The organism is Gordonia sp. DT219 (assembly GCF_049847065.1).
GTDB lineage: Bacteria > Actinomycetota > Actinomycetes > Mycobacteriales > Mycobacteriaceae > Gordonia.
The window spans coordinates 252,655-265,928 of the sequence record NZ_JBNCNR010000002.1 but is presented as its reverse complement, the minus strand read 5'-3'; the positions used below and the strand labels follow the sequence as shown (position 1 = coordinate 265,928).

The 13,274-nt window shown below is 66.2% G+C and carries 10 protein-coding genes and 1 pseudogene; 7 read left to right on the top strand and 4 right to left on the bottom strand.

Features of this window, described 5'->3' with window-relative positions; genetic code table 11:
- Positions 1 to 170: 170 nt before the first annotated feature.
- Complete coding sequence (locus tag ACPXB3_RS04650) at positions 171 to 2,495, top strand: transglycosylase domain-containing protein (RefSeq protein ID WP_425706205.1); 2,325 nt, start codon at positions 171 to 173, stop codon at positions 2,493 to 2,495.
- Positions 2,461 to 4,104 carry a glycosyltransferase family 87 protein gene (locus tag ACPXB3_RS04645; RefSeq protein ID WP_425706206.1) on the top strand — a complete coding sequence of 548 codons (1,644 nt, stop codon included), beginning with the start codon at positions 2,461 to 2,463 and terminating at the stop codon, positions 4,102 to 4,104. Before ACPXB3_RS04650 ends, ACPXB3_RS04645 begins: the two co-directional genes overlap by 35 nt.
- A gap of 221 nt (positions 4,105 to 4,325) precedes the next feature.
- On the opposite strand, the gene ACPXB3_RS04640 is transcribed toward ACPXB3_RS04645, so the two are convergent.
- The 3 genes and pseudogenes from ACPXB3_RS04640 to ACPXB3_RS04630 all read right to left on the bottom strand — a co-directional run bounded on the left by ACPXB3_RS04640 (position 4,326) and on the right by ACPXB3_RS04630 (position 6,912).
- Entirely contained in the window at positions 4,326 to 4,904 is a 579-nt protein-coding gene (locus ACPXB3_RS04640) for a GNAT family N-acetyltransferase (protein WP_425726666.1), read from the bottom strand.
- On the bottom strand, positions 4,901 to 6,418 hold the full coding sequence (locus ACPXB3_RS04635) for a hypothetical protein (protein WP_425726664.1): 1,518 nt from the start codon (positions 6,416 to 6,418) through the stop codon (positions 4,901 to 4,903). The genes ACPXB3_RS04640 and ACPXB3_RS04635 overlap by 4 nt, the downstream gene beginning before the upstream one ends.
- Positions 6,419 to 6,528: 110 nt before the next feature.
- Positions 6,529 to 6,912: pseudogene (locus ACPXB3_RS04630) on the bottom strand (VOC family protein).
- 198 nt (positions 6,913 to 7,110) lie between these two features.
- Between ACPXB3_RS04630 and rpsF the strand changes: the two are divergent.
- The 4 genes from rpsF (at position 7,111) to rplI (ending at position 8,803) form a co-directional block, all read left to right on the top strand.
- Positions 7,111 to 7,392: a 30S ribosomal protein S6 gene (gene rpsF, locus ACPXB3_RS04625; protein WP_425706210.1), complete on the top strand. Its 282-nt coding sequence runs from the start codon at positions 7,111 to 7,113 to the stop codon at positions 7,390 to 7,392.
- Between the two features lie 141 nt (positions 7,393 to 7,533).
- Positions 7,534 to 8,049 carry a single-stranded DNA-binding protein gene (locus tag ACPXB3_RS04620; protein ID WP_425706211.1) on the top strand — a complete coding sequence of 172 codons (516 nt, stop codon included), beginning with the start codon at positions 7,534 to 7,536 and terminating at the stop codon, positions 8,047 to 8,049.
- 22 nt (positions 8,050 to 8,071) lie between these two features.
- Positions 8,072 to 8,329 carry a 30S ribosomal protein S18 gene (gene rpsR, locus ACPXB3_RS04615; protein ID WP_425706212.1) on the top strand — a complete coding sequence of 86 codons (258 nt, stop codon included), beginning with the start codon at positions 8,072 to 8,074 and terminating at the stop codon, positions 8,327 to 8,329.
- A 21-nt stretch (positions 8,330 to 8,350) separates the two neighbouring features.
- Complete coding sequence (rplI, locus tag ACPXB3_RS04610; RefSeq protein WP_425706213.1) at positions 8,351 to 8,803, top strand: 50S ribosomal protein L9; 453 nt, start codon at positions 8,351 to 8,353, stop codon at positions 8,801 to 8,803.
- Between the two features lie 91 nt (positions 8,804 to 8,894).
- Here the strand turns inward: rplI and ACPXB3_RS04605 are convergent, their stop codons facing one another.
- Positions 8,895 to 9,566 (bottom strand): hypothetical protein, encoded by a 672-nt coding sequence (locus ACPXB3_RS04605; RefSeq protein ID WP_425726662.1) that lies wholly within the window; start codon positions 9,564 to 9,566, stop codon positions 8,895 to 8,897.
- A gap of 535 nt (positions 9,567 to 10,101) precedes the next feature.
- Here ACPXB3_RS04605 and dnaB point away from each other — a divergent pair.
- Entirely contained in the window at positions 10,102 to 13,248 is a 3,147-nt protein-coding gene (dnaB, locus tag ACPXB3_RS04600; RefSeq protein ID WP_425726660.1) for a replicative DNA helicase, read from the top strand.
- Positions 13,249 to 13,274 lie beyond the last annotated feature (26 nt).

The window sequence follows — 13,274 nt, the reverse complement described above, 5'->3', positions numbered from 1 at the left end:
AATCGCCGTCGGGTCGGTCAGCCGGCCCGGACGGCGATGACGTGTGTCGCCCGTGTCCGGCTTTTGGTTCGCGGTCGTCGGTGCGTCAGAGTGGTGGGCGGTGAAGATGCCTATAAGTACTGTAAGGAACGTTGAGCCGACGCAGATGCGGTTCATTGGGAGGTCCGGCGATGAGCGAGTCACGTGATATGACGTCGCGGCGCACCAGATCCACGAAGTCCGGGTCCGGCGACGATCCGAAGCGTTCGCGCTACCGGATCCTGGGATGGGTGGTCGGCGCGGTCGGCCTGATCGTGCCGGTTGTCGCATTGGTCGCGATCGTGGGCTTTCTCATCGCCTACGCGACGGTGAGCGTGCCCCGGCCCGGCGACATCAAGCAGAATCAGGTCGCCACGATCGTCGACGCCAAGGGCAATACCCTGGCGAAGATCGTGCCTCCCGAGGGCAACCGCAGCGATGTCAGCATCAACGACATCCCCAAGTCGCTGCAGGAAGCGGTGATCGCCGCCGAGGACCGCGAGTTCCGCACCAACGACGGTTTCTCGATCCGCGGGCTGTCCCGCGCGGTGTGGGGTCGGGTCACGAACAACGATCTCGCCGGCGGTGGTTCGACGATCACCCAGCAGTACGTGAAGAACGCGTTGGTCGGTGACGAGCACAGCTACGAACGCAAGCTGCGCGAGCTGGTGATCGCGACCAAGATGTCCAGCGAGTGGTCCAAGGACGACATCTTGGGCGCCTACCTCAACACCATCTACTTCGGGCGTGGCGGCTACGGCGTCGGCGCCGCGGCGCAGGCCTACTTCCGTAAGAACGTCAAGGATCTGACCCCGGCCGAATCCGCGGTGCTCGCCGCAGCGATTCGTTCGCCCTCCTATTACGACCCCGCAGTCAACAAGGACGCGGCAGTGGCCCGCTGGAACTATGTGCTCGACGGCATGGTCCAGACCGGTGCCATCACCCCGGCCGATCGTGCGGCGATCGTCTATCCCAAGGTCTTGCCTGCGCCGGCGGCGACCGGTGAGACCGTGGGGCCCAACGGTCTGATCAAACGGCAGGTGATGGCCGAACTCGCCAACCTCAACATCTCCGAACAGCAGGTCCGCACCGAGGGTCTCAAGATCACGACGACGATCGATCCACAGGCGCAGAACGCCGCAGTGCAGGCAGGATGCCGCCAGAACGACCTCTACCCGTGCCCCAGCGGGGTACTCAACGGCGAGCCCAGTCAGATACGCACGGCCGTCGTCTCGATCGATCCGCGGACCGGTGGTGTGCAGGGCTACTTCGGTGGCAACGACGCGCAGGGCTGGGACTACGCGCAGGGTGGATTGCAGACCGGGTCGTCGTTCAAGGTGTTCGCGTTGGTCGCTGCCCTCGAGCAGGGCATTCCGCTGTCGAAGGTGTACAGCTCGGCGCCCTATCCCATCCCCAACTCCAGCATCACCGTCGAGAACTCCGACGGTGAGAGCTGCGGCTCCTGCAATCTGGCGACGGCGATGAAGATGTCGCTGAACACGGTGTACTACCGCCTGATGATGGACCTGAAGAACAAGGCGCAGGATGTGGCCGATGCCGCGCACGCCGCGGGCGTCGCCGAGTCGTTCGGCGATCAGCAGAAGACGCTGCAGAACGCCAACGGCAGCGTCGACGGCGGTGTCGTCCTGGGTCAGTATCCGACGCGCGTGATCGATATGGCGTCGGCGTATGCCACCCTCGCCGCGTCGGGCATCTACCGCGCCCCGCACTTCGTGCAGAAGGTGGAGACCTCTACCGGTGAGGTGCTCTACGAGCGTCAGCCCGACCCGGGTAAGCGGGTCTTCCCGGCGAAGGTCGCCGACAACGTCACCGCTGCGCTCGAGCCGGTCGCCGCCTACTCCAACGGCAATTCGCTCTACGACAGCGAATTGGGTGCGCGCCCGTCGGCGGCCAAGACCGGCACCGCGCAGCTCGGTGACAGCGGCCAGAACAAGGACGCCTGGATGGTCGGCTACACCCCGCAGCTCTCGACGGCGGTGTGGGTCGGTACCGACAAGGGCACGCCACTGGTCAATTACGGCGGCTCCCCGGTGTATGGGAGTGGCCTGTCCGCGCAGATCTGGAAGAAGGCGATGGACAACGCCCTCGACGGCAAGTCCATCGAACAATTCCCGGAGCCGGCGGCCGTCGGTGGCCAGGCCGGTGTGCCCTACGAGCCGCCGCCCAGCACGTACAACAACGACACTCCGTCGTCGCGGCCGAACCGGACGCCGACGCTTCCGGTCCCCGGCGGCGGTGGTGGTGCGATCACGATCGCCCCCGGTATCACCATCCCGGTACCAGGGGGCGCCCAGCCAGGTGGCGATAACGGCGCCAACGGTGGCACCGGCGGTGGTGGCGGCGGCGGCAACGGTGGCGACGGCGGCACCGGAGGCGGCGGTACCGGCGGCGACGGCGGCACCGGGGGCACCGGTAACGGCGGTGACCAAGGAGCGGTCCCTGAGCCCGGACGCTGACGGGTCCCCGTCGGCGGCGACGGGGGCGGAGCCCGCGACAGCCGAGTCGGGCGAACCGGGCGTCGACGGCCCGGCGCCACTGGCAACGGACTTGCGCACCGACACGCGACGGCTGATCCCGAGCCACCACGATCCGGTGGTCGCCGAGGCGTCACGGGTCGTCGGCGGCCCGATCGGCGCGCACGCGGCAGTGGGCCGTAGCCGGCATTGGACGCCGATCCGGGTGCTGTTTCTCCTCGCGCTGTGCACGCTGGCACTGGGGTGGTTCGGCAAGGCGGGCTGCCTGCAGCAGGAGACGGTGAGCAAGCCCGCCCCCGGCGGCCCGACGATGCAGCTCGACCATGCCGATCAGCGGCAGTTCACCGACCTCTGCTACTCCGACGTGCTCGCCCTGTACGGCGCCGAACAGCTCGACAAGGGCGAATTCCCTTACCACACATACTGGTTCGAGAAGAACGAGCAGGGCCAGGAGATCAAGCGGTACATGGAGTACCCGGTGATCACCGGGATGTACATGTACGCGACGGCGTGGGCCGCCCGGGAATGGGCGTCGGCGATGGACCGGTTTGGCGTGCCGGGTGCGCTGCCTGCGGTCCTGTTCTTCGACCTCGCCGCCCTCGGGTTGGCGCTGTTCTGGCTCGTGACCATCTGGGCGACCGCGCTGACCGCCCGCGCCCGCATCTGGGCGGCGTGGGTGGCGGCCGCCTCGCCGCTGGTCATCGTGCACGCCTTCACCAACTTCGACGCGATCGCTACCGCCGCCCTGGCCGTCGCATTGCTGTGCTGGGCGCGGCGAAGACCATGGCTGGCCGGGGTATTCATCGGGTTGGGCACCGCCGCCAAGTTCTATCCGGTGCTGTTGCTGGTGGTGTTGTTCTTCTTGTGCCTGCGGTCGGGCAAGCTCCGCGACTGGGCGGCCGCCGCGGCCGCCGCGGTGATCGCCTGGACCGCGGTGAACCTGCCGATCCTGGTGGAGTACCCGCACGGCTGGTACGAGTTCTTCCGGCTCAACTCCGATCGTGGCGCCGACGCCGACAGCCTGCTGCGACTCGTCGCCAAGGCGGTCGGGGTGACCTGGAACGTCGACGTCCTCAACGTCGTGTCGCTCGGCCTCATGGTTCTCGTCGTCGCCGGAATCGGGTGGCTGTCGCTCGCCGCACCGACCCGGCCACGTGTCGCGCAGGTCGCCTTCCTGATCGTCGCCGGCTTCCTGCTCGTCAACAAGGTGTGGAGTCCCCAGTACTCGCTGTGGCTGGTTCCCCTTGCCGTGCTGGCCATTCCACACACACGACTGCTGCTGGCCTGGATGGCCGTCGACGCGCTGGTGTGGATTCCGCGGATGTCGCTGTTCATCGACCCGTCGCGAAAGTGGTTGCCGCAGGAGTGGTTCACCACGATCATCGTGATCCGCGCGGTATTCGTGCTGGCCCTGTGCGTCATCGTCATCTGGCAGATCCTGCGGCCACAGGAAGACCTGATGCGCACCGACGCCGAGGGCAACGAACTCGACGACCCGGCCGGCGGCGTCCTCGACGGGGCGCCGGACCGATTCGGGAATCGCCGTGGAGCGCTGCCGGTTCCGAGCCGGCTTGCGGCGGAGCCGGGGTAGTCTTCGCGGAACAGTAGCGGGGAACGATGGGGGACGATGGAGTGCGAGCTGGGACGGGCATGTCCCGGATCAGCCGCCGAATCGGCCGTGCAACAGATAGTTTCTGCGTTCCAGCATTCCGTCGGCGGACCGTTGTGGTGACCATCCGCCCAGGCACGCTCATGTGCGTTTCCAAGGTCAGCCCGCTGAGCTGACCCAGTCGGGCGCGGTGGTGAGCCCTCTCACGAAATGCGTTGTTGCAGACGCACTTTTGCGTTCGGCCAATCGTTATCGACCATCGCGAACTGGGCGGTGGTGCGCCAGCCGTCACCGAAGCGGCGATGTTTGCGGAGCAATCCCTCGAAGGTGGCGCCGAGTTTGCCGATCGCGGCGCGGGACCGGGCATTGTTCTCGTGGGTGTGCCAGACCAGGCGCACCGCACCACAATCCTCGAAGGCGTGCCGCATCAACAGATACTTCGCGGTCGGATTCACCGCGGTGCCCTGGACGTCGTCGGCGTAGAAGGTGTAGCCGATGGCGGTCGAGAGATTGACCGGATCGATGTCGTAGTAGCTGGTCGTCCCGATGAGCCGGCCGTCGTTGTTGTCGATAACCGCGTAGGCCACGCGGCGTTGCGGATCGGCGAGCGCCGCCGAGATCCAGGCGGCCGCGGCGTCGGGGTCGGTGGGCACTCCCGGCACCCACTGGAATCGCTGCGGGTCGGCGACGACCGCCGCCAGCGCCGTGGCGTCGTCGATGGTGAAGGGCCGCAACGTCACTCGATCGCCGGCGAGTGGTGCGGTACCGAGCCAGTCGCTCATGTGCTCGCCGGAACCCGGGCGCTCGGGGGGACGTCGTCGGGTTCGGCCGACGACGCCACATTGTTGGGCGGTCTTCGCCCGATCGACGCGAGCGGTTCGCGCGGACCGGCGCGGACGAAGGCGACGATCAGGTAGACGAGCAGGACGGCGTGCACCCAGACGCCGAGGTTGACCCCGCCGATCACCCACCACTTCATCGGCGCCCCGGACACATAAATGCCGAACAGCCGGAAGATGGTGGTGTCGAGGATGAAGTCGGCGATCAGGTAGGCGACGATGACCGGCCACCGGATTCGCAGGAGCACGAAGAACGGCAGAATCCACAGCGTGTACTGCGGCGAGTGCACCTTGTGGAACACCATGAACCCGGCGAGCATCGCCGCGCTCACCCCGATCCACGGATACAGGCCGGTCCGGCCGTACTGCCGCCAGCCCAGATACACCGCCGCGCCGAAGGCGCACACGATCAACAGCGGCGAGAGGATGCCGACCAGGGAGTTGTAGGTGTCGTTCTGCCCGCCGGTGAGATGGCGCAATCCCCAGTACCAGATGGAGTTGGTGTCGACGTCGGCGCGACGTTTGCCCTGGAACGTCATCGCGGCGCGCCAGCCGTCGTAGCCGAGGAGCATGAACGGCAGCTGCACGACGATGACGGTCAGCAAGGCCGCGCCGGCGACCCACGCCGCACTCACCCAGTCGAGCGGACCGCGCGTCGGCGGACCGGAGCCCGACGATGACTGCCCCGGCGGGGATGCACCAGGTGGGGATGTACCGAGCGGGGCCATGCCGCGCGTCAGCACGTAAATGGCGAGCGGTAGCACGAAGAAGCCCGGGTAGAGCTTCAGGCAGAAGCCGATGGCCAACAAAATCGAGGCGAGAACGGCGCTGGTGCGCAACGTCATTCGACGCCGCCCGGTCGACGGCGAGATGCTGGCGCCCCACGCCATCACCGCGACCGCGGCGACCGCGGTCGCCACCACCGGCAACTCCCAGTTGTGGAAGGCATACAGGATCAGCGGCGGGGTCAGCGCCCACCACAACACATTCCACCGCGTGAGCACTGCGAGCATCGCCGTGATCGCGAGCCCGAACGGCGCGAGCACCACCGCCGAATGGCGGAAGAAGTCGACGTCGGTGTGCGAACCGATGCCGCCGAGCCACATCAGGAGTCCCGACAGCACCGGGTACTCCACCGAACCGCCGAACAGCTGGCCGTTGGCGCCGATACCGCCGTGGATGTAGGGGAAGACATGCAGGTTGATGTCACGCCCGACCCACAGGAATGCGAGATCGGAATAGCAGGGCACGATCGCGTCTCCATCACCGACCGGCCACTTGTGGCTGCGTCCGTCCGGGTAGAACGGCGGTCCGACGCACTTGATCTTGACCTCGTAGCTCCAATACATGAACAGCAAGGTCAGCAGTAGAGAGATGGTCAGGATCAGGATCAGATCCCCGCGGCGCGACAAGGTGATGCGCCCGTAGCGGTACGTCGTGCTCAGGCGATCGGGCATGCGCTACAGGGTAAGCGGAAGGGTAGGCGCGGACCGAAACCATCCAGGCAACGGTGAGCTGGGTCACGCACAATCCGGACGGACCGGTCAGAAGTGTCTGATACAGGCGGTCACGAACGCGGAGACAGCGGTGTGTAGAGATTGACCAGGTTGCCGTCGGGGTCGCGGAGCAGCAGGGACCGGTTGCCTCAGGGCATGTCGGTCGGTTCGCCGTTGACGAACTCGCCGACCACGCCGGTCAGGCGTCGGTATTCCGTGTCGACGTCGTCGACGAGGAAGTCCAGGATCACCGAGCGGTTGGCTGCTGCGGTCGCGACATCGTCGCCCATGGCGGCTGCGGTCGCCGACGAGGCGATGGCGAGCTTGCCCGAATCGGTGGTGAGCTCGGCGAACAGCGGATGCAGCCGCGCGGCGCGCAGGCCGGTGACCTGCTCGTAGAAGTCGACCAGGGCGTCGACGTCGTCGGTGAGAATCCGTGTCGCAGCGAATTGCATGAGGCGATCCTTGTCCTTGAAGAAGTGGTGACCGCACTCTGCGCGCGATAGAGGTCAGTCGCGGTCCGCAATCTCGGGTGGATCGTGATTTCGCTGGTCAGGGGTACCTCGTGTATCTTGGAACGGTTGCCGACGCAGGCGACCCTCCTGTCACGGACAGTCCGTGGCCGATGAGCCCATAGGAGGTGATGTGGTCACATGCGTCATTATGAATTGATGGTCATCCTCGACCCGAGTCTCGACGAGCGCACCGTTGCACCGTCCCTGGATACGTTCCTGAACGTGATCCGGAGTGATGGCGGCAAGGTCGACAACGTCGATATCTGGGGCAAGCGCCGTCTTGCCTACGAGATCGCCAAGCACAGCGAGGGCATCTACGCCGTCATCGACCTGAATGCAGAGCCGCAGACCGTCAGCGAGCTGGATCGTCAGCTGAAGCTGAACGAGTCGGTGCTGCGCACCAAGGTTCTCCGGAAGTAGTCCACATACTTTCTGGATGCGCCGAGTTAGTCGGTACCGGACCTTAGGGTGAATACCTGAAGGCAGGTCGCGAATCGTCGCGGCCGAGACGTCCGGTGCACATCGATCAACGAGTGCCCAACCACGACCAAGGGGAGACACATGGCAGGCGAAACAGTCATCACCGTTGTAGGCAATCTGACCGCTGAACCCGAGCTGCGGTTCACCCCGTCGGGTGCCGCGGTCGCCAGCTTCACGGTGGCCTCCACTCCGCGCACCTTCGATCGCGAGACCCGCGAATGGAAGGACGGCGAGGCGCTGTTCTTGCGCTGCAGCATCTGGCGCGAAGCGGCGGAGAACGTGACCGAAAGTCTGACCAAGGGCACCCGGGTCATCGTGCAAGGACGCCTCAAGCAGCGTTCCTTCGAAACCCGTGAGGGCGAGAAGCGCACGGTGATGGAACTCGATGTCGATGAGATCGGTCCCTCGCTGAGATTTGCCACCGCGTCGGTCAACCGGGCCTCGCGTGGCGGATCATCCGGTGGCGGCAATTTCGGTTCGTCCGGCGGCTCGGGCCGCAGCGGCGGAGCGGGACAGTCCGCACCCGAGGATCCGTGGGGCAGCGCCCCCGCGAGCGCGTCCTCGGCCGGTGGCGGGGACGACGAACCACCATTCTGAACATTTTTGACTGGAGCAATACATGGCTAAGCAAAAGGGCGGCCGGAAGCCGCGCGTCGAAAAGGTCGTCAAGACCAAGGCGTGCTCCTTCTGCAAGGACAAGAACACCAAGATCGACTACAAGGACACCGCGCTACTGCGCCGCTTCCTGTCCGACCGCGGCAAGATCCGTTCGCGTCGGGTGACCGGGAACTGCGTTCAGCACCAGCGTGATGTCGCGGTGGCCGTCAAGAACTCGCGCGAGGTGGCGCTTCTGCCGTTCACCTCGACCAGCCGATAAGCCGAAGGGAGAGAACACGAAATGAAGCTCATCCTGACTGCTGCCGTGGAAAACCTCGGCGAGGCCGGCGATTCCGTCGAGGTCAAGGACGGTTACGGCCGTAACTATCTGCTGCCCCGCGGCCTGGCCATCAAGGCCAGCCGCGGCGCCGAGAAGCAGGTCGCCGACATCCGCCGGGCGCAGGCCGTCCGCGAGGTCCGCGGTCTCGAACACGCCAACGAGCTCAAGCAGGCGATCGAGAACCTGTCCGGCGTCTCGCTGACGGTGAAGACCCACAACTCGGGCAAGCTGTTCGGCTCGGTCACCGCGGCCGACGTGGCCGGTGCGATCCGCACCGCCGGCGGCCCGGCTGTCGACAAGCGCAACGTGGAGCTGCCGAAGGGCCACATCAAGGCCACCGGCACCTTCCCGGTCGTGGTGAATCTGCACCCCGACGTCGCCGCCACCGTCGAGCTGGCTGTCGTCGCCAGCTGATAAGGCGCTCGATAAGCCTGAGGTATAACGGTTTTCGGCCTGCCAGGTGCGCACACGCGTACCCGGCAGGCCGAACTGTTTGTGCCGGAGCCTACGTCGGTGGTGCGGGCGTGGCCGGGAGCTGACTCGAACCCCGCAGTCTCGGGGGCAGATACTGTGGCGCGGGGTTGGCGTCCTGCGACTGATCCCCGGCGGGGTGGAAGAATTTGTGCCAGGCCGGAGTGAAAATCAGTGCCCGCGAGCCGGTCCGGCACGCGACCTCATTCGCGCTCGGTACCGTGCAGGTGACGCCGGCGATCGTGACGCGTTGGCCGACCCCCAGCACCGGTGGACGAAAACCGGTTCTGGAGCCGAAGTGGTACGTCGGGGCGAGTGGCCAATTGGTGCGCACCCAGTACGGGCCCGTCTGGTCGCCGGAGATGACCGCGCCGAGGGTCTTCGATATCAGTGTGTCGGCCGGTGCGGTGGCCGGGCTGCCCTGGCAGCCGACGTATCGGTACTGGGGGCCGACCTGGCACCGGTAGCGACCGGTGGTGAAGAACGAGCGCCCATTGTCGCCGTAGGCGAGCGAACGGAAGGCATCCGGGTTCACCGGCGTGTACCGGCCCAGATCGAATTCGGTGGGCAGCGGGGGCGGTGGCGCCGCGGACGCGGTCGACGCCATCGCCACGGGAATTCCGAGGGCAACGGTGGCGCTCACGCCGAGCACGGCGAGCGCGCGCGTCACCCGGCCGAACCGTCGGATACTGGGCACGGCGCCCATTGCATCACATGGCGGGGATGTGCGTGCGCGGTTTCCCGCGTCTGGGGCTGGTGACCGTGCACGTCGCCGGCGGGCCGACATGGGGGAGTCGACAACTGTTCGCCATCGGTGGCACATGCTGCGTTCAAGGTCTGGTAAACGGCCAGTGATCGCCGTCACTCGCAACACGCCCGACGGCGCCGATCAAGCGACACGCCGGGGAAGTGCAAAACTCGCCACTGTGGAATTACGCTACCGCCGTTGACCTGCGTTTACGAAGAAAATCCGTCTGACATTCCCCAACCTATCCACAACATCCACACAGGGACGCACAGGACGCGCGGCAACCGTCCACAATTGCCTAACAGGTTCGTCCACAAGCGCGTTTGAACGTGCGCCGGACACCTCCTAGGGTCACCTCTCAGGTGATCGGCAGGTTGCCCCGACGGCAGCAGCGGCCCGCCTTGTCGGTGGCATCGGGTACTGAATATCTCAAAGACATCATGGGGAGGCCGACCGCAAAGGTCGGCACGATTCGACGCGAGAGGTGGGCTCGGTGGCGGTTGTCGACGATCGTGGGCACGGCGCCCCGCGGGATTCCGGACGCGGCGGTTCCGGTGGTTTCGATGATGCGACGATCCCGGCCGAGGAGTTCGGCCGGCAACCACCACAGGACATGGCGGCCGAGCAGTCCGTGCTGGGCGGCATGATGCTGTCGAAGGACGCGATCGCCGACGTCGTCGAGAAGATCCGTCCCGCCGACTTCTACCGGCCCGCCCATCAGGCCGTCTACGACGCGATCCTCGAGCTGTACGGCAAGGGCGAGCCCGCCGACGCCGTCACCGTCGCCGCCGAACTCGATCGTGCCGGCGAGCTGCGCCGCGTCGGCGGTGCGCCGTATCTGCACACGCTGATCTCCACTGTGCCCACTGCGGCCAACGCCGGCTTCTACGCCGAGATCGTGGCGGAGAAGGCCATTCTCCGACGCCTGGTGGAGGCCGGGACCAGGATCGTGCAGTTCGGCTACTCCGGCGCCGACGGCGGCCAGGACGTCGCCGAGGTCGTCGACCGCGCGCAGGCCGAGGTGTACGAGGTGACCGAGCGGCGCACCGCCGAGGACTACGTGCCGCTCGAAGAGTTGCTGCAGCCGACGATGGACGAGATCGACTCGATCGCGTCCCGCGGGGGTCTGTCCCTCGGCGTGCCAACAGGATTCGCCGACCTCGACAAGCTGACCAACGGCCTGCACCCGGGGCAGATGATCATCGTCGCCGCGCGTCCCGGCGTCGGCAAGGCCCTGTCTCTCGACACCCCGCTGCCCACGCCGACCGGCTGGACCACGATGGGTCGCGTCGCCGTCGGCGACACCCTGCTCGACGCGCACGGACGGCCGACGCGTGTCGTCGCGGCCACCGAGGTGATGACCGACCGCCCATGCTTCGAGGTGGAGTTCTCCGACGGCAACGTCATCCTCGCCGACGCCTGGCACGAGTGGGCGGTCGAGGTGGACAGCACCCCGCAGGTGCTCACCACCGAGGGGCTGTATGCCCATGTCGGCTCGGCGTTCATTCGCAATGCCAAGCCGCTCGACTTGCCGCGCAAGCGGTTTGCCTATGGGCCGTACACTGTCGCCGCGCTGGCCGGGATGGCCTTCGACGACCCGGAGATCGGCATGCGCATCGACGCCGAGGGGCCCGTCGACGTGATGACCTTGATGGCCGACCTCGGCGGCCGTATCCCGTACGAGTACCTCCGCGGTTCGATCGCGCAACGCCGCGCCCTGCTCGCCGGACTGCTCGACGCACGCGCGAGCGTCGACGACGACGGCTGGATCACCGTGCCCGCCGCCACCCGCCACATGACGGAGGTGGTCGCCGACCTCGTCGCCGGACTCGGGTACACCTATCGCCGGTCGGCCACCGGCTGGTTGCGTGTCGACGCCGACGACGACGTCTTCACCGTCCACCACAAGGCGTTGCGGCACAAGGAACTCCGACGCCCCGCCGGGGTTCGGCGGATCGTCGCCGTACGGCCGGTCGACAGTGCCCCGGTGCGGTGCGTGCAGGTCGACAACGCCGACCACCTGTTCCTCGCCGGTGAGGCGATGGTGCCCACGCACAATTCGACCCTCGCCATGGACTTCCTGCGCTCCTGCTCGATTCAGCACCAGATGACCGGGGCGATGTTCTCGCTGGAGATGAGCAAGGTCGAGATCGTCATGCGACTGCTGTCGGCGGAGGCCAAGGTCAAGCTCGGCGACATGCGTGGCGGCTCGATGACCGACGACGACTGGACGCGGCTGGCCCGCCGGATGGGTGAGATCTCCGAGGCGCCACTGTTCATCGACGACTCCCCGAACCTCACCATGATGGAGATCCGCGCCAAGGCGCGGCGCCTCAAACAGCGCAACGACCTCAAACTCGTCGTCGTGGACTACATGCAGCTGATGACCTCGGGTAAGAAGGTCGAATCCCGACAGCAAGAAGTCTCCGAGTTCTCCCGCCAGTTGAAGCTTCTCGCAAAGGAACTCGAAGTACCCGTCGTCGCGATCAGCCAGCTCAACCGTGGCCCCGAGCAGCGCACCGACAAGAAACCTCAGGTATCGGATCTTCGCGAGTCGGGATGTCTGCCGGCGTCGACGCGCATTCTGCGCGCAGACAACGGCTCCGAGGTGACCCTCGGTGAACTCCTGGAGACCGGAGAGCAGCCGCTCGTCTGGTCGTTGGACCAGCGCATGCGTATGGTGGCCCGGCCGATGGTCAAGGTCTTCCCCAGCGGACGCAAAGAAGTGTTCCGCGTACGGATGGCGTCGGGGCGCGTGGTCGAGGCGACGGGCAACCACCCGTTCCTCACCATCGATGGGTGGATTCCGTTGGCGGAGATCGGTGTCGGCGAATCCATTGCGGTGCCGCGGAGTATTCCGGAACCGATCGCCGCAAGTGCGTCTCCCGCCGGCCACGTGCGGAGTCTGTCGACACCGGCCGTCGTGGAGATGCTGCGCGAGTTGTTCTGCGAGTCTGCAGTTCTCGATGAGGAGTGGTGCCTCCAGGCGGCGTCGGACGCCGAGGCGCTTGACCTCATATACCTGCTTGCGCGGGTGGGAACGTTCTCATCGGTCAGCGAGACCGCCGACGGCGTCCTGACGGTGACGGTCTCCGGGTACGACCAACTCTCCCACCTCGCTGAGGTATTGGATATCGCTGCGCCACAACGGTTCAGCAAAATCGATGGAAGCGGCGCACGGACGGCCTCCCGGCGGCTGCACAAACTCCTCGACTCACCGGAACTTGTGCCCGCGGGCAACGGTGCCGGTCGTAGCACTGGGGCCATGGGGCATGGTCGTTCGGTGCTGCGCGAGATTTCGGATCTACTCGATTCCGAGAGCATCGACCTCACCGTCAGCAACGACGTCTATTGGGATGAGATCAGCGAGATCGAATCCATCGGTATTCAAGACGTCTATGACGGCACAGTTCCCGGAACGCACAACTTCATCGCCGATGGAGTCGCTGTCCACAACAGCCTCGAGCAGGACGCCGATATGGTTATCCTGCTGCACCGCCCGGACGCATTCGAACGCGACGACCCGCGCGCCGGTGAAGCCGACATCATCGTCGGCAAGCACCGCAACGGCCCCACCGCCACGATCACCGTTGCGCACCAACTGCATCTGAGTCGGTTCGTCGACATGGCGCGGGGGTAGTGGGGGTAGGTTCTCATCAGAATCAG